Raw genomic sequence first — 22,069 nt, forward strand, 5'->3', positions numbered from 1 at the left:
TCTAGTTTTCTGAAGTACTTATTATCGCTTCAACAGCTGAGTCTTCGGCGTTCTTGCGTCCACGAAATACGCCCAGGGCATAGCCTAGAAAACCGGCTCCCAATGCTGCTTGAAGAGCAAATAATCCTGATTCTACTTCACCGGGAAGCTCACCAATAAGTGGTTCAAACCAGGGCTCATAATCTGGGTTTTCTTCGGCGATAAGTGTTTCAGCTGTGGCATCGGTACCAGCAAAAGGCTCTTCAATATCTTCACTACCAAGGTTAAAGAACATAGGGAAAGCTGCAAGAAGTGCAATGAGACCGATAAACAGAAAAGTTGTTGTTCTTTTACTCATGATTTACACGCCTTTGGTAGTACTAGTGGTTATTTTTGGATCGACGGCTTTTTCAGGTGTGTGAGGTGTAAAAATAAATCCCAATACCTTGAGTTCCTTATCCGCAATAACACGAAGAGAGCGGAAAATCATGACCGTAATGAGAGCTTCAATAATTGCAAGCGGCAGTTGCGTCGGTGCGTAAAGAGCAAGGAAAGTCGCGAAGGCATTTCCGATACCTGCTCCATGGTGCGCGAGGGAAAGCTGAAGCGCTGTCATAACGTAGGTAGATAAATCAGCGATGAAAGCGGCAGCAAAGACTGCGACGTCAAAGCCTGAACCTAATTTTCGGCTGAGTAAAAAGATTCCATAACCAGCGTAGGGGCCAATAATAGCCATAGAGAAAATATTTGCGCCCAGAGTTGTAATACCGCCATGTGCAAGTAAAAGTGCTTGGAAGAGTAAAACGATGCTACCCATAAAGGCCATAACAGGTGGTTTAAATAGAACTGCTCCTAATCCGGTACCCGTAGGATGTGAAGAGGAACCAGTGACTGATGGAATTTTGATTGCCGAGAGAACAAAGCTAAATGCACCAGCAGCGCCTAAAAGTAGGCCCGTTTCTGGGTGTTCTTTTAGTTGCGTACGCACTCGATTGGCGCCATAGACCACAAACGGAGTTGAAGCGGCTGCCCATGCAACGCAATGGGTGACCGGAAGAAATCCTTCTGCAATGTGCATAGGAAAACCAGATCTTTCTTTAGTGACAAAGGTATGCACCTCGCATACCTGGATGAATATGTCCGTTGCGGCAAGGGTTTCCTGGCTTCTACCTTGAGGGATACCCCAAGTGCCTTTCCCTTCCTATCGAATATCGACAGTGGTATATGAAAGACTAAAAATACAGTGGCGAGGGCCGCTGCCGGATTTTCACTGGCATTCCCACTTAAAACCGTAACAACTGAACAATAGAGTGTTATTAGTGCGTAGGAGGAAAAATTGATGTTTTATGGTGAAGCTCACTGACAATGTGGGTATTTGTGTACACGCTTAGCTGATATCACATGCAATGTGGGACTTTATTGCTCAAGAAGATTTTAAGGGTTAGTTAAGTTTTGATAATGATGATTGTTATTTGTGTAAAAAAATGTTGTGACCTGTGGATTTGTGTTGTTGGGAAGTCGTGTGTAACTTTGTTCCAGTCGCCGCGAGCACCACACAACACAAACAAGGTTGTGTGAAACAAACACGGTGGCAACAATAAAAATTTTTTCCCAAAGAAAAACGAAACTTGACAATAACAGGAAAAGTTTTGTAAGGTTTTTCTTCGCTGCAATTACTTAAACTTTTTTAAAGTGACTGTAGTACAGCATTTCACCTTATTACAGCAAGCATTGTTTGTTGTGTGGTGGGTGTGGGTTGTTTGAGAACTCAATAGTGTGCCAAATCATTTGTTACAACATGTAACACACAGAATCTAGTGATTAATGATGAATGCTGAATAAGTGTTTGTGTTTGGTCATTGTGTTGTGTGTTATTGTTTTTTGTTTTACACATATTTTCTTTTTCTTATCACGTATTCACATATGTGTTTATTGTGGTGGGGGATAATGGTTTTTGTTTTTACGCCTGATACTGTGGTGATCAGATGTCACTGATGGTGTTGTGGTGTGACCGGCAAGTGACCATGATTTGTTTTCTTGTTTCTTATCTTTTTTCTTCAATATAGTTTTTAGGATTTTATTGTGTTGAGGGTAAGGGGCTGGGGGATGGTTGTGGGTGCTTGTTAAATACTAAAAATTGTTTTTGTTTATTTTTTGCCAGTTGTTGGGCTTTCCCAATAATTTTTCTTATTTTTTGTGGAGAGTTTGATCCTGGCTCAGGACGAACGCTGGCGGCGTGCTTAACACATGCAAGTCGAACGGAAAGGCTTTCTTGCTTGCAAGAGAGTACTCGAGTGGCGAACGGGTGAGTAACACGTGGGTGATCTGCCCCTAACTTCGGGATAAGCTTGGGAAACTGGGTCTAATACCGGATAGGACCACATTTTAGTGTGTGTGGTGGAAAGTTTTTTCGGTTAGGGATGAGCCCGCGGCCTATCAGCTTGTTGGTGGGGTAATGGCCTACCAAGGCGTCGACGGGTAGCCGGCCTGAGAGGGTGGACGGCCACATTGGGACTGAGATACGGCCCAGACTCCTACGGGAGGCAGCAGTGGGGAATATTGCACAATGGGCGCAAGCCTGATGCAGCGACGCCGCGTGAGGGATTGAAGGCCTTCGGGTTGTAAACCTCTTTCGCTAGGGACGAAGCTTTTTTGTGACGGTACCTAGATAAGAAGCACCGGCTAACTACGTGCCAGCAGCCGCGGTAATACGTAGGGTGCGAGCGTTGTCCGGATTTACTGGGCGTAAAGAGCTCGTAGGTGGTTTGTCGCGTCGTCTGTGAAATTCCGGGGCTTAACTTCGGGCGTGCAGGCGATACGGGCATAACTTGAGTGCTGTAGGGGAGACTGGAATTCCTGGTGTAGCGGTGGAATGCGCAGATATCAGGAGGAACACCGATGGCGAAGGCAGGTCTCTGGGCAGTAACTGACGCTGAGGAGCGAAAGCATGGGGAGCGAACAGGATTAGATACCCTGGTAGTCCATGCCGTAAACGGTGGGCGCTAGGTGTGAGCCTCTTCCACGGGGTTCGTGCCGTAGCTAACGCATTAAGCGCCCCGCCTGGGGAGTACGGCCGCAAGGCTAAAACTCAAAGGAATTGACGGGGGCCCGCACAAGCGGCGGAGCATGTGGATTAATTCGATGCAACGCGAAGAACCTTACCTGGGCTTGACATGTACAGGATCGGGCTAGAGATAGTTTTTCCTTTTTAGGTCTGTATACAGGTGGTGCATGGTTGTCGTCAGCTCGTGTCGTGAGATGTTGGGTTAAGTCCCGCAACGAGCGCAACCCTTGTCTTATGTTGCCAGCACATTTTGGTGGGGACTCATGAGAGACTGCCGGGGTTAACTCGGAGGAAGGTGGGGATGACGTCAAATCATCATGCCCCTTATGTCCAGGGCTTCACACATGCTACAATGGTCGGTACAACGCGCTGCGAGCCTGTGAGGGTAAGCGAATCGCTGAAAGCCGGCCTCAGTTCGGATTGGGGTCTGCAACTCGAGCCCATGAAGTCGGAGTCGCTAGTAATCGCAGATCAGCAACGCTGCGGTGAATACGTTCCCGGGCCTTGTACACACCGCCCGTCACGTCATGAAAGTTGGTAACACCCGAAGCCCATGGCCTAACCACGTTTGTGGAGGGAGTGGTCGAAGGTGGGATTGGCGATTGGGACGAAGTCGTAACAAGGTAGCCGTACCGGAAGGTGCGGCTGGATCACCTCCTTTCTAAGGAGCTTATATTTTTTGTTTTGTTTTTGTTTATCCGGGTGGAGCACATCACCCACGCACATTGTGTGTGGTGGGGTGAAACAAAAGACTAGTGTGTGAAACATCCATGATGTCATCATGGGGTAGCTGGAGCATGACACAGGTTGTTTCATGTGTGGTTTGGTGTGCTGTTGGGTGTCTGGGGCAATCCTTGTGGGTTTGTTCTATATGTGGCTTCAACCAAAAAAGCAACAATGATACTTAAAGTGTGTGGTTGTTTTTTTGTTGGGGTTGTGTTGTGTGAGAACTGTATAGTGGACGCGAATTTTTTAGCAATATTTTTAGCAATTATTGTTTTTAACATGAATGCATTGTTTATGTGTGTTTGTGTTTTGTTTCTTTGTTCTTAGTGTTTTTTATTTGTTTTTTGTGTTGGTTTGTTTGTTTTGAAGGGCACACGGTGGATGCCTTGGTAATCTGAGCCGATGAAGGACGTGTAAGGCTGCGTTAAGCCTCGGGGAGTTGTCAATAAAGCGTTGATCCGAGGATGTCCGAATGGGGAAACCTTACTACAGTGATGTGTGGTAGCCCAATGGTGAATATATAGCTGTTGTGGAGGTAACGCGGGGAAGTGAAACATCTCAGTACCCGTAGGAAGAGAAAATAATAATGATTCCGTTAGTAGTGGCGAGCGAACGCGGATGAGGCTAAACCGTATGCGTGTGATACTTGTCAGGGGTTGCGTGTGCGGTGTTGTGGGGTGTATGTGTCATTGTTTCTGACAGGACAGTGGCTATGGTGTGTGTGTTAGTGGAATTAGGTTGGGATGCCTAACCGTAGAAGGTGAGAGTCCTGTACATGAAAACACGCATGGTGTGGTGATGTATGTCCCCGAGTAGCAGCGGGCTCGTGGAATCTGCTGTGAATCTGCCGGGACCACCCGGTAAGCCTAAATACTTGGATTAACCGATAGCGGATAGTACCGTGAGGGAATGGTGAAAAGTACCCCGGGAGGGGAGTGAAAGAGTACCTGAAACCGTGTGCTTACAATCCGTCAGAGCCTGTCTTTTGGGTGGGTGATGGCGTGCCTTTTGAAGAATGAGCCTGCGAGTCAGCGGCATGTCGCGAGGTTAACCCGTGTGGGGTAGTCGTAGCGAAAGCGAATCCTAATTGGGTGTGTTAGTGGCATGTTCTGGACCCGAAGCGGGGTGATCTACCCATGGCCAGTGTGAAGCAGCTGTAAGAGGTTGTGGAGGCGCGAACCCACTTAGGTTGAAAACTGAGGGGATGAGCTGTGGGTAGGGGTGAAAGGCCAATCAAACTCCGTGATAGCTGGTTCTCCCCGAAATGCATTTAGGTGCAGCGTTGTGTGTTTCTTGCCGGAGGTAGAGCTACTGGTTGGTTGAGCGGGACTACAATCTTAGCAATGTCAGCCAAACTCCGAATGCCGGTGAAGTGAGAGCATGGCAGTGAGACTGCGGGGGATAAGCTCCGTTGGTCGAGAGGGAAACAGCCCAGATCGCCGGTTAAGGCCCCTAAGGGTGTACTAAGTGGGAAAGGATGTGGGATCGCGAAGACAGCCAGGAGGTTGGCTTAGAAGCAGCCATCCTTGAAAGAGTGCGTAATAGCTCACTGGTCGAGTGGTTCTGCGCCGACAATGTAGTGGGGCTCAAGTACACCGCCGAAGCCGCGGCAAGGCAACAATTTTGGTTGTTGTTTTGGGTAGGGGAGCGTCGTGCATGGTGTGAAGCAGTGTGTGGAAACGATTGTGGACTGTGTGCGAGTGAGAATGCAGGCATGAGTAACGAATGAGAAGTGGAAAACTTTTCCGCCGGATGACTAAGGGTTCCTGGGTTAAGCTAATCTTCCCAGGGTGAGTCGGGGCCTAAGGCGAGGCCGACAGGCGTAGTCGATGGATAACCAGTTGATATTCTGGTACCCGTGTGTAAGCGACCATGGTGAATCAATGGTACTAACCATCCATGTGTCATGGTGTGTGCCTTTTGGGTGTGTGTCATGGTGTGTGCGTGGGATCTTCGTTGGTAGTAGCTAAGTGATGGGGTGACGCAGGAAGGTAGCTGAGCCACTTATTGGATTGTGGTGTAAGCGTGTGGCCCGTGGTATAGGTAAATCCGTACCACTTGTGGGTGAGGCGTGATGCGTACCCTTTTTTGGGGATGTTGGTGATCCTATGCTGTCGAGAAAAGCCTCTAGCGATGTTTATATACGGCCCGTACCCATAACCGACACAGGTGGTCAGGTAGAGAATACTAAGGCGTTCGGGTGAACTGTGGTTAAGGAACTCGGCAAAATGCCCCCGTAACTTCGGGAGAAGGGGGACCACTGCTGGTGACTAACTGTTTGAGCTGGTGGTGGTCGCAGAGAATAGAGGGAAGCGACTGTTTATTAAAAACACAGGTCCGTGCGAAAACGTGGAAGTTGATGTATACGGACTGACGCCTGCCCGGTGCTGGAAGGTTAAGAGGACCTGTTAGATGCTTTTGTGGTGTCGAAGCGGAGAATTTAAGCCCCAGTAAACGGCGGTGGTAACTATAACCATCCTAAGGTAGCGAAATTCCTTGTCGGGTAAGTTCCGACCTGCACGAATGGCGTAACGACTTCCCTGCTGTCTCAACCACAGGCCCGGTGAAATTGCAGTACGAGTAAAGATGCTCGTTTCGCGCGGCAGGACGAAAAGACCCCGGGACCTTCACTATAGCTTGGTATTGGTGTTTGGTTCGGTTTGTGTAGGATAGGTGGGAGATGTTGATGCATATGCGCTAGTGTGTGTGGAGTCGCAAGTTGAAATACCACTCTGATCGGATTGAGCACCTTAACCTTGGCCCATGATCTGGGTTGGGGACAGTGCCTGGTGGGTAGTTTAACTGGGGCGGTTGCCTCCTAAAGTGTAACGGAGGCGCCCAAAGGTTTCCTCAGCTTGGTTGGTAATCAGGTGGTGAGTGTAAGTGCACAAGGGAGCTTGACTGTGAGAGTGACAGCTCGAGCAGGGACGAAAGTCGGGACTAGTGATCCGGCACCTACGTGTGGAAGTGGTGTCGCTCAACGGATAAAAGGTACCCCGGGGATAACAGGCTGATCTTCCCCAAGAGTCCATATCGACGGGATGGTTTGGCACCTCGATGTCGGCTCGTCGCATCCTGGGGCTGGAGTAGGTCCCAAGGGTTGGGCTGTTCGCCCATTAAAGCGGCACGCGAGCTGGGTTTAGAACGTCGTGAGACAGTTCGGTCTCTATCCGCCGCGCGCGTTGAAACTTGAAGAAGGCTGTCCCTAGTACGAGAGGACCGGGACGGACGTACCTCTAGTGTGCCAGTTGTCACGCCAGTGGCATGGCTGGTTGGCTACGTACGGAAGGGATAACCGCTGAAAGCATCTAAGCGGGAAGCCTGTTTTGAGATGAGGTTTCGTTTGAGGTTCCCTAGAGATGATGGGGTTGATAGGCCAGGTCTGGAAGTGGGGTAACTCATGGAGGTGACTGGTACTAATATGCCGATACAAACAATCCTTTTTTTGACACATGAATAAGGCAAAATAGGGAAACATGTTAATGGGTTCAAAGAAACGTGAATAATTGTTGTTCTGCTGCTTTATGGTGGTGGTTGTTGTTGGGTTTGTGTTCACTGTGCAGTGTCTGACACAGCACACGCACGTTAACAAGCACATGTGTGTTTGTGGGGTGTGTACTGTGTTGTTTATAGTCGTGTTGGTGGTTATAGCGTTGGGGAAACGCCCGGTCCCTTTTCGAACCCGGAAGCTAAGCCTGATTGCGCTGATGGTACTGCACCTGGGAGGGTGTGGGAGAGTAGGTCACCGCCAACCTAAAACTTCAAAGTGTAACGATAAGAGCGTATGAGTGGTGATAAAGGTTTTTATGAGCCTGCACCACTCATACGTTCTTTTTGTGTATCGTGTTCCAGAAAAACACAATAGATAGGATGATCATGGCCGAAGAGCAATATCGCGAACGCCGTAATGATAGTCGCGAACGTAATAATGATCGTGGCGGACGTCGTTATGAAAACCGTGACCGCAAGGGCGGTTATTCACGCGATAGTAAGCGTTACTCGGATGATTCTCAATGCAGCGGTTACAACCGACAGCGCTGGGATCGTCGTGATGCAGGCGATGATCGATCTGATAATCGTCGCGGAGACTATGATCGTGGTCAACGAGGACGTTATGACGATCGTGGTGAGCGTCGAAATGATAATGATCGTGGTGGCCGTCGCTATGAAGGCCGAGGGGAACGTCGTTACAACAGGGATCACCGCTTAGAATATAACCGTGATGATCGTAGCGAGCGTCGTTATGATGAGCGTGGCGAACATAAAGATCGTGGTAACCGTGAGCAGCGAGGCAACAGCGGATATAACGGACGCAAACATGCACAACGCGGTGGTGCAAACCGAGATAAGGCTGCTTATGGTCCACAACGCAGTAATTTCCGAGAGGAACGTACCAAGAAGCTAAGCGATGAGCCAGCTTTGCCAGCTGATATTGATGTCCGCGATCTTGATCCAATGGTGTTGCAAGATTTACGGGTACTTTCGCGTCCTAATGCAGATGCGGTAGCTAAGCATTTGATTATGACGGCTACCTGGTTGGAAGAAGATCCAGCACTTGCGTTAAGGCATGCTCGTGCCGCTAAAGAGCGTGCTGGTCGCGTGGCTGTGGTTCGGGAAACATGCGGAATCGCAGCTTATCATGCAGGAGAGTGGAAGGAAGCTCTCTCGGAGCTGCGCGCGGCTCGTCGTATGAGTGGTAATTCGGCACTTATTGCGGTGATAGCTGATTCTGAGCGTGGCTTGGGTCGCCCGGAAAAAGCAATTGAAATTGCACGCGAGGAGGATTTCTCCGCGCTCAGTGAAGAAACACGCATTGAGTTAGCTATTGTGGTAGCTAATGCTCGTCGGGATTTGAACCAAATTGATTCTGCTTTGTCGGAAATTGAAAAAGCTAAGCCAAAGCGTAATCGGAGAGGACTATCCTGGGCACGGCTATCTTATGCTTATGCCGATCTTCTACTTGCCGCAGATCGTACTGAAGATGCTCGTAAGTGGTTTGAGGCTGCGCAGCGTCAAGATGAGGATGGCTTCTTAGATGCAGAAGAACGTCTTGCAGAACTTGACGCATCAGCTGAGTTAAATTCGGATGCGGTAACTGATTCGACTATGAATGAATAATTCCTATGAGCGTAACTTTTAGCTTCTACCAGAGAGCATATTTCTGATAGAAACAATTTAGCTTACTAATAAGCCAACTGCCGGTGGGATTGCTAGTAAAAACTAAACGATCACGCCGGCATAGTTTTAGCATAGTTTTCTTCCCGGACTTTATGGCAGCTAGAATTGTCTGCCATGAGCCTTTTGGATATCTACGATGCATTGCTATTTGATCTTGATGGTACGGTCTGGGAGGGTGGACGGCCACTTCCTGATGCACCAGAAGTCATCAATGCTTCGCCGGTTCCAGTTGTTTATATCACCAATAATGCTTCGCGGGGTCCGGTTGCTGTTGCAGAATTACTCAATGGCATGAATATTACAACCACTTCTGATCAAATCTTGACTTCTGCTATGGCAGCGGTTGAATTGGTTACTGATCAATTTCCGGTGGGTTCGCCAGTTTATGTATTAGGCTCAGATTCTTTTAAAGAGTTGGTAACTCAGGCAGGACTAAAGGTCGTTGTTAGCGCAGATGAGAATCCTGTAGCAGTTATTCATGGGCATAACCCTGATACTGGTTGGGCACAACTTAGTGAGGCAGCGCTTGCAATTCGTCGTGGTGCAAAATATTTTGCGTCCAATTTAGATACAACTTTGCCTTCTGAGCGTGGTTTGTTGGTGGGCAATGGATCCATGGTGGCTGCTTTGGTAAGCGCTACTGGTGTTACTCCGATAAGCGCTGGTAAACCAGAACCAGCCATGTTTTATTCTGCACAACGAAAATTATCCGCAATTAAACCTTTAGCAATTGGCGATCGGCTGAATACCGATATTGCAGGCGGAGTGGCTGCGGGTATGGATAGTTTACACGTGCTCACCGGTGTCTCTTTGCATTGGGCATTATTGCGAGCAATTCCAGAAGAACGCCCCACCTATGTTGCAGATGGTTTGATTGATTTACATCGCACACCAGAAGAGCTACTTCCTGGTCCACAAGGTAGTTTTACTGCGCTTTTCGACGGCGATACGTTGGTTCTTAGCGGTGGTAATAATACAAGTACTGCAACTGAAGCGTTACGCTCTGCTATTGCTTGCGCATGGACAAAGCCAGAAGCTTTTAATGGTGAAGTACGTGCTGAGGGCCAACATGCGCAACGTGCAGTTGGGCAGTGGCAGTAATGAGTGCACCTATTCCTGGTGATCCACGGGCATTGTCGGTGACGCCGGAAAAACTACAGGAACAAGTTGAAGAAGTATTGGGGGAGAGTTTTTCTTCATTAGAAGAAGAAGCCGATATTTTAGAACGTGCGCATAATGTTCTTGCGCAGGCTTTACAGTAGGTTTAATAAAGTTATTTTTGCTCCGATTTTTGATTAGGATGTGCCATGGCTGGACGTTACCGTCTTGATGCTGAGCTGGTTCGACGTAAAATTGCCCGCTCACGTGAGCATGCCACAGAGTTGATTCGTGGCGGACATGTTCTAGTGGCTGGTATGCTAGCTACCAAACCAGCCACCCAAGTAACGGCGGATATCTCTATTAAAGTCAACGAGGCTGTTATTGAGGATTGGGCATCTCGAGGGGCACAAAAATTACTCGGTGCTTTAGCACACTTTGAAGCGCATGGTCTTGATCTTAAAGATAAAAAAGTATTAGATGCAGGGGCTTCTACAGGTGGTTTTACTGATGTTTCATTACGTCGGGGAGCACGTGAAGTGGTAGCGGTTGATGTCGGTTATGGTCAGCTTATTTGGCGATTACAAAATGATGATCGCGTGCGTGTATTAGATCGGACAAATATTCGTTATCTCACCCCAGAACTATGCGGGGGATTATGCGATGTTATGGTCGGTGATCTTTCTTTTATCTCCTTGAAACTCACACTACCGGCTATCGTGGCGTGTCTTTCTCCGGGAGCTGATCTTTTACCAATGGTGAAGCCACAATTTGAGGTGGGTAAAGACCGGTTGGGCAGCGGTGGCGTAGTACGTAGTAATCAGTTGCGTGCAGAGGTTACCCAGGAGATTGCGGTATTTGCGCAGTCACTAGGATTAAGTCTTATTGATGCCGTAGCTAGTCCACTGCCAGGGCCAAGCGGTAATGTGGAGTATTTTTTGTGGCTGATTAAAGATGGTGGCGAGGCGTCGAAAAGCGAAGAAGAAATTCATGATTTAATCGCTAGAGCTGTTCTAGAAGGGCCACAATGAGCACGTCGAAAAGAAGTGTTTTATTAGTTCCGCATACTGGTAGAGCATCAAATATTGCTTCTGCGGCACTTACTGCGGAGCTTTTATATGATGCCGGGATTGATGTGAGAGTGTTTGATCATTATGATCAGCAAGTTATTATCGATCATCCAGTGCTAAGCCAGTTTGCATTATCGAAATGTGCTAGCGATCCCACACAGGGGGTAGAGCTGGTACTTGTGCTTGGTGGAGATGGTACTTTTTTGCGTGCCGCCGATATGGCGCATGCAGCTGATTTGCCTATGCTAGGAATTAATTTAGGCCACGTTGGTTTTTTGGCGGAATGGGAAAAAGATTCCATTGATGAGGCTGTTACCCGGATTACCAATAATAATTATCATGTTGAAGAGCGGATGACGCTTTCAGTATTGATAAAAAACGCACAGGGAGTTATTTGTGGAAGTGGCTGGGCACTTAATGAGGTTAGTATAGAAAATAGCAATCGACGAGGCGTACTTGATGCAATCTTAGAAGTTGATGGCAGGCCAGTAAGCTCTTTTGGTTGCGATGGAGTATTGGTATCTACCCCGACTGGTTCAACCGCTTATGCATTTTCTGCGGGCGGGCCAGTATTGTGGCCAGAATTGGAAGCCATATTGGTAGTACCTAATAATGCACATGCTCTTTTTACTAAACCATTAGTGGTGGGTCCACAATCGCGGGTGGCAATAGAAAGCTTGCCGACAACTTTTCCGGCGACGGTTGTTTTTGATGGGGCACGTAGTATTGATATGCCACCGGGATATCGAGTTGAAGTAGTTCGTGGTCAGCGGCCGGTGAAGTGGATTCGGTTGGATGATTTGCCCTTTGCGGATCGATTGGTTTCTAAGCTTCGACTTCCGGTAGCCGGTTGGCGTGGACCTGCTGAGGAAAGAAAAGATACCTCGGATTGTTCAGAGGATATGTTGTAATTTAGCACTCATGTTCGCATATTGGTGGGTCGGTTCGCTATGATTAGTTCATGCTCGCTGAAATTGAGTTTGAAAACATAGGCGTTATCCCGCAGGCATCATTGGAGCTTAGTTCGGGGCTCACTGTTCTTACTGGTGAGACTGGTGCCGGTAAAACCATGGTTGTTACTGGTTTGCGTCTTTTAACTGGTGGTCGTGCAGATGCTTCAAGGGTGCGAGTAGGTGCGGCTCGTGCAGTGGTTGAAGGACGTTTTATTGTTGATAACCTTAGCGAGGATGCACATGCCGTAGTGCGCGAGGTAGTGGAGTCCGCTGGTGGGGAACCGGATGAAAATGGTGAGATTATCGCCACTCGGGTCGTTAATGCGAATGGACGTTCTAAAGCGCATCTTGGTGGCCGTGCGGTTCCAGCAAGTAGCTTGCATAGTTTTAGTACCGAATTATTAACTATTCACGGGCAAAATGATCAACTCCGGCTATTGAGTCTAGATCGGCAGCGCGATGCGCTTGATCGTATGGATCCAGATGTGCAAAAACTGGCTGCCACTTTTTCTGCTGCCTATAAAAAGTGGCGAGAAATGGCTAAGAAGTTACGCGAGCATACCAATTCTCGGATGGAATTAGCGCAAGAAGCAGATCGGTTGGATTTTGCGATTAATGAAATTACCGCTATTAACCCAAGTATTGGTGAAGATCTTCAGTTGCAAGAAACTATTCGACGTTTGCAAGACGTTGATGCACTAAGAGAGCAAACATTAACCGTGCTTGCACATCTTGATGGGGCAGCGTCAATAAGTGAATATGGTGCGATCGAGGATGATCAAAATGGTGCTTCTGATTTGCTTGGGCAAGCAGCATCAGTGCTTTTAGGAAGTGAAGATAAAGATTTACGCGGGTTAGGCGATCGCCTAGCTGATGTTATTGCTATTACCGGTGAAGTTTCTGCCGAAGTGGGACGGTTTTTGAATCAATTGCCTAGTGATGATGAGGAACTAGATAAGTTAATGCTGCGTCAGCAGGAGCTTAAATCTTTGACTCGCAAATACGCTCCCGATATTGAAGGGGTCATAAAGTGGCTGAAAAAAGCAGAAAAAAAGCGCGCAACGATTGATACCTCACCAGAAGCATTGGAAAAACTGACTAAAGATGTCGCTGATGCAGAGGCCAGCATGTTAAAGGTGGGCAAAAAATTATCAGCTGCGCGTATTGCGCTGGCAGAAAAATTAAGTGCAGCAGTAACTCAAGAGATACATGGTCTAGCGATGAATAAGGCTGTTTTTGTAGTTGACGTGCGCACTGTTGCCCCGAGTAAAAACGGTCTTGATGAGGTGGAGTTTTTGCTGGCTCCTAATTCAGCTGCGCAGCCACGACCATTAGCTACTTCGGCATCTGGTGGTGAGCTATCTCGAGTAATGCTTGCTTTGGAGGTTGTGCTATCGGCAGGTTCTTCAGGAACCACGATGGTCTTTGATGAGGTTGATGCTGGGGTAGGTGGTCGTGCTGCGGTAGAAATTGCTAAACGCTTAGCTAGGTTGGCGCAAAAAAACCAAGTTATTGTGGTCACGCATTTGCCGCAGGTAGCCGCTTTTGCTGACACTCATGTGCATGTCTCTAAGAATGTCGGTGATGAATCAGTGACTTCCGCAGTAGAAAAACTTGATGATGAGCGACGAGTAGAAGAAATTGCTCGTATGCTTGCTGGTTTAGATGACACTGAGACTGGACGTGCGCATGCTGAGGAATTACTAGCAACTGCCCGGAAAACTATCGCTGCTTGGCGGGCAAGTTCAGCAGAAGTTCACTAAAACTGGTTAAGGTCCTCCTTGGTTGCAAAGGGGGTGAAAAATACATAGTTGGACAATGTTATATGCAGTTAGTGGGTTCCTGCTGGGAGAAAAGTTCTTTTCATACCGCGTGCCTTCACACATTTACTCTTGCACATGGTCACAATACCAAGCATGAGTCTATTCTCTCGCGCCAGTGAACTTCCCGGCCTATCCGCGCCTCTTCGTGATTGTCGTGATAATGCTAAAGGTTTTAAACGTTTAAGCGAAGGTGATATTGCGGTTATTGATCAGGCAGACGTTTCGCGTGGTCTTGCGCAAAAACTAATTGATGCGCATCCAGCAGCAGTGATTAATGCCGGGCAATTTTCTACCGGAATTATTCCTAACTTCGGCCCACAGATGCTCCTGGACGAGGGAATTATCCTGGTCGAAGGGGTAGGCGAGGAAGTCTGGAATGGCTTTAAAGATGGGAAAAAAGCACGGCTTACCGATGAAGGACAGCTTTATTATGGCGACAAGATGGTTGTTGCTGGCGTAGTTGTTACCACAGAATCCGCTGAACAGAATTTCGCTGAGGCGCAACGATCGCTGGTAGATCATATGGAGGCCTATTTTGGAAACAGTATCCAATTTATCCATTCCGAAGCACCTCTGCTTATCGACGGTCTAGGGATCCCCGATATTGGTTCTACAATAGAAGGTCGCAAAGTGCTTGTGGTAAGCCCTGGCATGGGGCATCGCAGCCAGATGAAACAACTGCGTAATTTTATTCGAGAATTTGAACCCGCAATTATCGGTGTTGATGGTGCTGCCGATACGCTTGTTGAGCTTGGGTATAAACCTGATCTTATCGTCGGTAATCCGGCTGGTATTGGTTCTGATGCTTTGCGTAGTGGTGCGCGTGTCGTATTGCCAGCAGATCCTGATGGACATGCGACTGGTTTGGAAAGAATACAAGATCTTGGCATTGCGGCAATGACATTTCCTGCTGCGGTTGATTCTGCAACCGATTTAGCGCTTCTTTTAGCCGATTATCATGGGGCACAATTAATTGTTAATGCCGGGGCGCCGTTGAATTTAGCGGGTATTTTTTCCGGTGGTGAACAAGCGAACCCATCTTCGTTAATATCACGGGCTAAAGTGGGCACAAAACTTGTTGATGCACAGGTTATCGGTGATCTTTACACTATCCGAACCGTTGGAAACCTGGCTTGGTTGTGGGCAGTATTAGGTATTTTTGTTGCTTGCGCTGTGATTGTGCTTATCGCGGGTACCACAGGTAGTGGCAGCTTTAGTGAAAATCTTATTGATACATGGAACAACATTGCGTTGTGGTTCCAGGGATTATTTAGCTAAAGGGGAGAAAACATGGCAAAAAACAGCGGTCGTTCCGCAACGGTTATTGCAAGTATTGCCTTTGGTCTTGCCCTAGGTGTAGCAGGCGGAACCTATATTCTTGCGCCTAATTTATCTGGTGGGGCTAATGAGATAAGTGCAGATTTGGAACAGCAACGCGATCAAGCACTTCATGAAGCAGAGATAGCAGAAGCGCAAGCAGCAACTGCTGATAGCTTTATTGATACTGCTGCGCTGGATTTCGTTGCCGGCAGTTTGACCGAACGCCCAGTACTTATTATGCACACTGAGGATGCCGATGCAGATGATATTGCTAGTGTGCGCTACTTATTAGATTTTGCAGGGGCAATAAACTCCGGCACTATTGAATTAAAAGATAAATTTTTTAACCAATCGGGTGCGGATGGATTAAAAAATATTGTTTCTACGACGCTACCAGCAGGTGCGACCTTATCAACCGATCAACTTGATGCGGGAACCCATGCTGGGCAGTCATTAGGTTCAGCATTACTACTTAATCGTGAAACTGCTGAACAACAATCCACTATCGAAGAACGAGCCATTGTGCTGGGTGGATTGCGTGGCGACGGCTATATTTCTTATGAAGAAGGAACCATTTTGCCAGCTCAAGCAATTGTTTTTATTGTTGGTAATAAAGACGGTTTCGAAGATAATTTTACTGCCCAGAATCAAGCTGCTTTTGCCCGTGCTTTAGATTCACGAGGATCCGGGGTAGTAGTTGCGGGTCGCATTTTTAGTGCTGCGGATACTGGTGTGATGGGAATTTTACGCGATAATGCCTTAGCTAGGCAGGAAGTATCTACTGTAGATTCAGTTGATCGCACTTGGGGTAGAATCGCCACAGTTTTGGCGGTAAGAGAACAACTTGCTGGTGGCTCTGGACAATATGGCGCAGCAGCATCGGCTGAAGCTGCTTCCCCAGCACCAAATATGCGTGGTTAAATTGGTTTCTTATGCAGCATGATTTCCAGGTTCTAGATTCTGAGTTGCTTGTCGACGCTCCTATCATTGCGCTTCGCCGTGATCAGGTGGTGATGCCAGGTGGTACGAGTGCTTCAAGGGAAGTAGTCGAACATTTTGGTGCGGTAGCAGTGGTTGCTTTTCGGGAAGGAAAAATCTTTCTAGTGGAGCAATACCGACATTCAATAGGTCAGCGCTTGATGGAGTTACCAGCAGGTTTATTGGATTATGTTGATGAAGAAGCTCTTGATTGTGCACAACGCGAATTACGCGAAGAAGCCGGGTTAGCCGCTAAAAAATGGTCGGTACTGCTTGATCTAGCAACCAGTCCTGGCTTTTGTGATGAGGCAGTGCGGGTGTTTCTGGCCCAGGATTTGCTAGAGGTTGAGAGACCAATGCTAGAAGACGAAGAAGCCGATATGAGTACTAGCTGGGTTGATGTGGAAGCAGCTGTGGCACAGGTTTTCCGTGGCGAGATAGCAAATGCTATTGCTGTTGCCGGTATTTTGGCTGTTTATCAGGTTCTTCAAGGCGGGTATGCATTACGTGGCACTAATAGTGCTTTTTCTCTTCGGCCCACGCGGCTTGCTGCGCGTCGAAAAGCAGCCCCTGGTGCTGATATGAAGAAGATCGCACGTGGCTGATCCTGGTCTTATTGCGCGTAATTGGCTTACCCATTTATCAGTAGAACGTGGGCTTAGCGCAAATACTTTAAGTAATTATCGGCGTGATGTGCAACGGTACCTCTCCTGGTTAGAAGCCGCAAAAATTACTGATTTAGAGTCAGTTGCGGCAACTGATCTGGAAGCTTATGTGCGGGATTTACGCCGTGGTGGGTTAGCGGTTTCTTCAAGCGGGCGTGCTTTAGTGGTTGCTCGTGGCTTGCATAAGTTTGCAATGTTGGAAGGTGAGCTAGATATTGATGTAGCTCAGGAGGTTTCACCACCACTTACCCCTAAGCACCTACCTGATGTGTTAAGTATCGAGGAAGTCACTCAGCTTATCGACGCTATCCCTGATGGAGAATATGCAACTCCATTTGATCTTCGGGATAAGGCACTTATTGAGCTCCTTTATGCGACAGGCGCACGAATATCAGAAATTAGTGCATTGCCAGTTGATGAGTTTAGTGAATTAACCGGGGTTTTACGTCTTACCGGCAAAGGAAATAAGCAGCGTATTGTACCAATGGGGACAAAAGCAATTACGGCTGTTGAGGCATATGTTGTGCGTGGGCGACCAAGTTTAGCTAAGGGTAAGTCGCATGCTTTATTTCTTAATAAGCGTGGTGGTCAGTTATCTAGACAGAGTGCGTGGGCAATTATTAAACAAGCTGCACAACGGGCGGGGATTGTTAAAGATATTTCCCCACATACTTTAAGACATAGTTTTGGTACCCACTTGATTGAAGGTGGCGCAGATGTGCGTGTGGTGCAAGAATTATTGGGGCATTCTTCAGTGACCACAACTCAAATTTATACCCATGTTTCGGCAGAGAATTTGCGTCAAGTATGGCGTACGGCGCATCCGCGCGCATAACAGAGCGCAAGTAGTTGTACTGCGACACGGCGTTAGGGTTTGTTACCTTGCTTAGAGCTACCTTGGCAGTAGTGTAGGTACAAGAAATAAATGACAGACGTGTAAGCTTGAATGAAAAAAGTGGACATGTCCTGCCGGCCGGCAAGATATAGGTAATAGTCAAGGAAAAGGAATTGACATGAGCGAATCGGGACTGTTTGAAGCCCCCGAACAGAAGGTGGGTCTTACTGGGCGCCCTCTGCGCGAATTTCCAGATCCAGCGCCTCTTGATCGTCATGGTCCGGCAACAATTCTTAGTATGTGCAATCAAAAAGGCGGGGTGGGTAAAACTACTTCGACAATCAATTTGGGTGCATGCCTTGCGGAGGCAGGTAGGAAAGTTCTTTTAGTCGACCTGGATCCCCAAGGGGCGCTATCGGCTGGGTTGAATATTGCTTATGAGGAACTTGATGTCACTGTCTATAACCTGATGGTGGATAATACCGTGGGTATACATAATGCCATTCACCATACTTCGGTACCGGGTTTAGACTTGGTACCAGCAAATATTGACCTATCCGCAGCAGAAATTCAGTTGGTTAATGAGGTTGGTCGGGAACAAACTTTAGCGCGAGCATTACGCCCAGTGCTTAAAGATTATGACTACATTATTCTCGACTGCCAACCCTCCTTGGGACTATTGACTGTTAATGCGCTTGCTTGTTCACATGGAGTTATCATTCCTATGGAATGTGAGTATTTCTCCTTGCGCGGGCTAGCACTGCTTACCGATACCGTGGAAAAAGTACGGGATCGCCTTAATTTCAACTTAGAAATTGTCGGTATTTTGGTAACAATGTTTGATCGACGTACCTCGCACTCACGGGAAGTTATGTCGCGAGTAGTGGAAGTTTTTCAAGATCGTGTTTTTGATACTGTTATCACCCGTACGGTGCGTTTTCCAGAAACTACTGTTGCTGGGGAACCTATCACTTCCTGGGCACCACATTCACCAGGGGCACACCAGTACCGACAATTGGCACGAGAAGTTATTGAACGCACCACGCGCTAGCATATGCCAGTAGCTATTTCGCAACAGCAACCAGAGATTACTGGTTTTCGGCTGGTTTTAAAGAACTTTGAGGGACCTTTTGATCTGCTTTTACAGCTTATTCAATCACGTAAGCTTGAAGTAACTGAAGTAGCTCTTGCGGAGGTAACCGATGAGTTTGTATCGTATGCACGCCAATTAGGTGAGTCAGCAGAGCTAGATGAGATTACAGAATTCTTAGTTATTGCGGCAACGCTTTTAGATTTAAAGGCTGCTCGATTGCTTCCTCGTGGTGACGTTGATAGCGAAGAAGACTTGGCTTTATTAGAAACCCGCGATTTACTTTTTGCACGCCTTTTGCAATATCGTGCATATGCACAGGTTGCGGATAGATTTGCTCAGTGGCAACAGCAAGCACGTCGAAGATATCCTAGAGTGGTTAGTCTTGAAGAACAGTTTGCATGTTTATTGCCGCCGGTTGTTTTAGGCCATGATTATAAAAGCTTTGCACAGCTAGCTGCTGGGGTATTTCGGCCACAACCGCCAGAAACAGTTGCTACCAACCATATTCACCACGTTGCGGTATCGGTTCCTGAACAAGCTGGAAAAATACTCGATACCTTGCGGGTGGCAGGAGCAAATTATTGGTTAAATTTTGCTGATTTAACTAAAGATTGCACTATATCAATGCAGATAGTAGGTCGGTTTTTAGCTCTTTTAGAACTTTATAAAGCACAGGCTATCGGGGTAGAACAGGAAGAAGCTCTTGGTGAACTACACATAGCATGGACTGGTCTGGAAGTGGACCCAGCAGTGGTTGCCGCAAGTAACTGGCAATAATTTCATTGTCATATACGCTGATGAAATAAAAAATCAAGATTCTATTCTTGATTTTTGGATATTTTAAGTTAAATGAAAATAGTAAAGTCTGTTTTAAGAGCCTGCGTGTATTCAAAAAGTTAATAAGATATCTATGTAACAATAAAGCGATGGAACTACCAATGATCTCCCAACTGCGTAGTCAGGTGGAATCAATTCTTCTAGTTATTGACACTCCAGTTAGTGTGGAACAGTTAGCGCAGGTTACTGAATATGATTCGGCGACTATATTAAGCGTTTTGCGTCAGCTGGCGGAGGAATTGAAACAGCGCGGTAGTGGCATTGAAGCACGAGAAACCCCAGAAGGGTGGCGGCTTTATACGGTGGCTGAAAATGCGGCTATCGTCGAAAAGTTTTTGCTACATGGTTCCCAAACAAAATTATCACGAGCTGCATTAGAGACTCTTGCCGTGGTGGCGTATCGACAACCAGCGACTCGCGCCCAAGTATCAGCGATTCGTGGAGTTAATGTTGATGGCGTTATGCGCACATTGCAGCTGCGCGGTTTGATTCGGGAAGTTGATATGAGCAATAACGAAAGTGCTGGTGCATATGGGGCGATGCACTATGAAACTACGGAGCTCTTTTTAGAGTTATTAGGTATTGATTCTTTAGCGCAGCTACCAGATCTGGCTCCGTTACTGCCTAATGTTGATTCCATTGACGAAGTCTTTTAGTGTCGTTTTTCTTAGTGTCATCGACAAGCGAAAAAAACTCCTGTAGAGTGACTGCGTATTTATAATCACATATCTTTTTACGATAGGACACATATCGTGGCTCAATCCGCTCGCCGTGATGGCACACCGGGAAGGGGCGCCGGCTCTAGTCGCTCCCATAAAAATTCGCACCACCAACCGGGGGGACGTGGTGTAGAACGCAATCGCTTTGGCAAGCCAAAAGCTGCTAAGCCAGTAAAACAGGAACGCAAACCTCGTGATTCGGACATGTTGTTGTCTAATGCTCGTCCAGCTCGTAAACAGCATGTAAAAAAGGTTGCTTTCGATTCCTCGGCAAATAATCAGGGCGAGGGTATTCGGTTACAAAAAGTTTTAGCGAGGGCAGGAGTTGCTTCTCGTCGTCACGCCGAAGTACTTATCGACGCTGGACGGGTAGAGGTCAACGGTAAGATTGTTGCCCAGCAGGGTTTACGAGTGTACCCCGATCGCGATGTTATTCGTGTTGATGGTGTGCGTATTAATGTCAATGATGAGAATCAGTATTTCATTTTAAATAAGCCTCGCGGAATGCACTCGACAATGAGTGATGAACTAGGCCGTCCTTGTATCGGCGATCTTATGAGTGAACGTATTGCCTCTGGCCAGCGACTTTTCCATGTTGGTCGCCTTGACGCAGATACCGAAGGACTGCTGATCTTAACCAACGATGGTGAGTTGGCTAATCGGCTCATGCACCCGAAGTATCACGTATCGAAGACCTACCTAGCCACCGTTTTAGGCGAAGCAGATAATAAACTTATCCAGCAGTTGCGTGCTGGCATTGAGCTTGACGACGGCATTGCCAAGGCAGACTATGTACAAATTGTTGATACCTATCAAGGAAAATCCTTGGTACGCGTTGAACTTCATGAAGGACGCAAACATATTGTTCGCCGCATGCTTAAAGCGGCTGGTTACCCAGTGCAGCATTTGGTGCGTACCAAACTACATACAGTTTCGTTAGGGGATATGAAGCCCGGTTTTTACCGAGCATTAAATTCTTCCGAACTAACCAGTTTGTATAAGGCGGTGGATATGTAATGTCGCCGGTAACATTAGAAAACGTTCCCGGTGGATTAATTGTGGCCGTCGACGGTCCTTCTGGTGCGGGTAAATCTACAGTATGTCGCGCCATTGCAACCCATTTTGGTGCAAAATATATTGATACTGGTGCTATGTATCGGGTGGCTACGCTTTATGCTTTACGCCAAGGCGTATCGGTTTCTGATACTGCTGCAATAGTCGCATTAAGTGGTGCAATTCCATTAAGTGTTAATGACGATCCGCAGTCACGTGCAGTACTTCTTGATGGCGAAGACGTCTCTGAAGAGATCCGCGGTGTGGAGGTAACCAGGCAGGTGTCTGCGGTAGCGGCTATTCCAGAAGTTCGGAACAATTTGGTAGCTTTGCAACGCAAGCTAGCTAAGCGTGCTGGTCGTTGCGTACTTGATGGACGAGACATTGGCACTAATGTACTTGTCGATGCACCCATAAAGATTTTTCTTACTGCATCGGCAGAGGTACGTGCGAAACGTCGCTGTGATCAAGATAATGCGGCCGGACGAATTGTTGACTATAACGCGGTGTTAGCTGATGTGCTGAGACGAGATGAAATAGACTCTACTCGTACCACAGACCCACTGCGCCCTGCGGAAGACGCTGTGATTGTTGATACCTCTGACATGTCGCTTGATGATGTTATCGCTGAGCTCATTGGGCTCATTGAAGCATCCGCAGAAAGGATGAACTAAGTCT

17 protein-coding genes, 3 rRNA genes and 1 riboswitch are annotated in these 22,069 nt (G+C 47.4%); of the genes, 18 read left to right on the forward strand and 2 right to left on the reverse strand.

Annotated elements, in window-relative coordinates; genetic code table 11:
* Position 1: 1 nt before the first annotated feature.
* A complete protein-coding gene (locus tag UL82_RS04690; protein WP_046439275.1) occupies positions 2-337 on the reverse strand; it encodes an energy-coupling factor ABC transporter substrate-binding protein in 336 nt (111 codons plus the stop codon).
* Between the two features lie 3 nt (positions 338-340).
* Positions 341-1,057: an energy-coupling factor ABC transporter permease gene (locus tag UL82_RS04695; RefSeq protein ID WP_046439277.1), complete on the reverse strand. Its 717-nt coding sequence runs from the start codon at positions 1,055-1,057 to the stop codon at positions 341-343.
* A gap of 52 nt (positions 1,058-1,109) precedes the next feature.
* A riboswitch (cobalamin riboswitch) is annotated at positions 1,110-1,288 on the reverse strand.
* An 884-nt stretch (positions 1,289-2,172) separates the two neighbouring features.
* Between UL82_RS04695 and UL82_RS04700 the strand changes: the two genes are divergently transcribed.
* From UL82_RS04700 to cmk, 18 genes are all read left to right on the forward strand, one after another.
* A 16S ribosomal RNA gene (locus UL82_RS04700) occupies positions 2,173-3,704 on the forward strand.
* Between the two features lie 419 nt (positions 3,705-4,123).
* Positions 4,124-7,208 (forward strand): 23S ribosomal RNA (locus UL82_RS04705).
* A 198-nt stretch (positions 7,209-7,406) separates the two neighbouring features.
* Positions 7,407-7,523: ribosomal RNA gene (rrf, locus tag UL82_RS04710) — 5S ribosomal RNA — on the forward strand.
* The 16S, 23S and 5S rRNA genes sit together here, the layout of an rRNA operon.
* Before the next feature lie 122 nt (positions 7,524-7,645).
* Positions 7,646-8,887, forward strand: coding sequence for a hypothetical protein (locus tag UL82_RS04715; RefSeq protein WP_046439279.1), 1,242 nt, complete (start codon positions 7,646-7,648; stop codon positions 8,885-8,887).
* A 174-nt stretch (positions 8,888-9,061) separates the two neighbouring features.
* Entirely contained in the window at positions 9,062-10,048 is a 987-nt protein-coding gene (locus tag UL82_RS04720) for an HAD-IIA family hydrolase (RefSeq protein ID WP_046439281.1), read from the forward strand.
* Positions 10,048-10,209 carry a hypothetical protein gene (locus UL82_RS11215; protein ID WP_162487493.1) on the forward strand — a complete coding sequence of 54 codons (162 nt, stop codon included), beginning with the start codon at positions 10,048-10,050 and terminating at the stop codon, positions 10,207-10,209. The genes UL82_RS04720 and UL82_RS11215 overlap by 1 nt, the downstream gene beginning before the upstream one ends.
* Before the next feature lie 45 nt (positions 10,210-10,254).
* Positions 10,255-11,076 carry a TlyA family RNA methyltransferase gene (locus UL82_RS04725; RefSeq protein ID WP_046439283.1) on the forward strand — a complete coding sequence of 274 codons (822 nt, stop codon included), beginning with the start codon at positions 10,255-10,257 and terminating at the stop codon, positions 11,074-11,076.
* Positions 11,073-12,026 (forward strand): NAD kinase, encoded by a 954-nt coding sequence (locus UL82_RS04730; protein ID WP_046439285.1) that lies wholly within the window; start codon positions 11,073-11,075, stop codon positions 12,024-12,026. Before UL82_RS04725 ends, UL82_RS04730 begins: the two co-directional genes overlap by 4 nt.
* A gap of 50 nt (positions 12,027-12,076) precedes the next feature.
* Entirely contained in the window at positions 12,077-13,831 is a 1,755-nt protein-coding gene (gene recN / locus UL82_RS04735) for a DNA repair protein RecN (RefSeq protein ID WP_046439287.1), read from the forward strand.
* 144 nt (positions 13,832-13,975) lie between these two features.
* Entirely contained in the window at positions 13,976-15,169 is a 1,194-nt protein-coding gene (gene steA, locus UL82_RS04740) for a putative cytokinetic ring protein SteA (protein ID WP_126317156.1), read from the forward strand.
* 12 nt (positions 15,170-15,181) lie between these two features.
* Positions 15,182-16,132, forward strand: coding sequence for a copper transporter (locus UL82_RS04745; RefSeq protein ID WP_046439291.1), 951 nt, complete (start codon positions 15,182-15,184; stop codon positions 16,130-16,132).
* 11 nt (positions 16,133-16,143) lie between these two features.
* A complete protein-coding gene (locus UL82_RS04750; RefSeq protein ID WP_046439292.1) occupies positions 16,144-16,794 on the forward strand; it encodes an NUDIX domain-containing protein in 651 nt (216 codons plus the stop codon).
* Positions 16,787-17,689, forward strand: coding sequence for a site-specific tyrosine recombinase XerD (xerD, locus tag UL82_RS04755; protein ID WP_046439294.1), 903 nt, complete (start codon positions 16,787-16,789; stop codon positions 17,687-17,689). The genes UL82_RS04750 and xerD overlap by 8 nt, the downstream gene beginning before the upstream one ends.
* Before the next feature lie 178 nt (positions 17,690-17,867).
* Entirely contained in the window at positions 17,868-18,740 is an 873-nt protein-coding gene (locus UL82_RS04760; protein WP_046439296.1) for a ParA family protein, read from the forward strand.
* A 3-nt stretch (positions 18,741-18,743) separates the two neighbouring features.
* A complete protein-coding gene (locus tag UL82_RS04765) occupies positions 18,744-19,559 on the forward strand; it encodes a segregation and condensation protein A (protein WP_046439297.1) in 816 nt (271 codons plus the stop codon).
* 161 nt (positions 19,560-19,720) lie between these two features.
* Positions 19,721-20,275 carry an SMC-Scp complex subunit ScpB gene (gene scpB / locus UL82_RS04770; RefSeq protein ID WP_083966420.1) on the forward strand — a complete coding sequence of 185 codons (555 nt, stop codon included), beginning with the start codon at positions 19,721-19,723 and terminating at the stop codon, positions 20,273-20,275.
* Between the two features lie 267 nt (positions 20,276-20,542).
* Positions 20,543-21,355 (forward strand): pseudouridine synthase, encoded by an 813-nt coding sequence (locus UL82_RS04775; RefSeq protein WP_126363960.1) that lies wholly within the window; start codon positions 20,543-20,545, stop codon positions 21,353-21,355.
* Positions 21,355-22,065, forward strand: a complete 711-nt coding sequence (gene cmk, locus UL82_RS04780) for a (d)CMP kinase (protein ID WP_046439303.1) — start codon at positions 21,355-21,357, stop codon at positions 22,063-22,065. The genes UL82_RS04775 and cmk overlap by 1 nt, the downstream gene beginning before the upstream one ends.
* Positions 22,066-22,069 lie beyond the last annotated feature (4 nt).

Source organism: Corynebacterium kutscheri (assembly GCF_000980835.1).
Taxonomy (GTDB): Bacteria; Actinomycetota; Actinomycetes; order Mycobacteriales; family Mycobacteriaceae; genus Corynebacterium; species Corynebacterium kutscheri.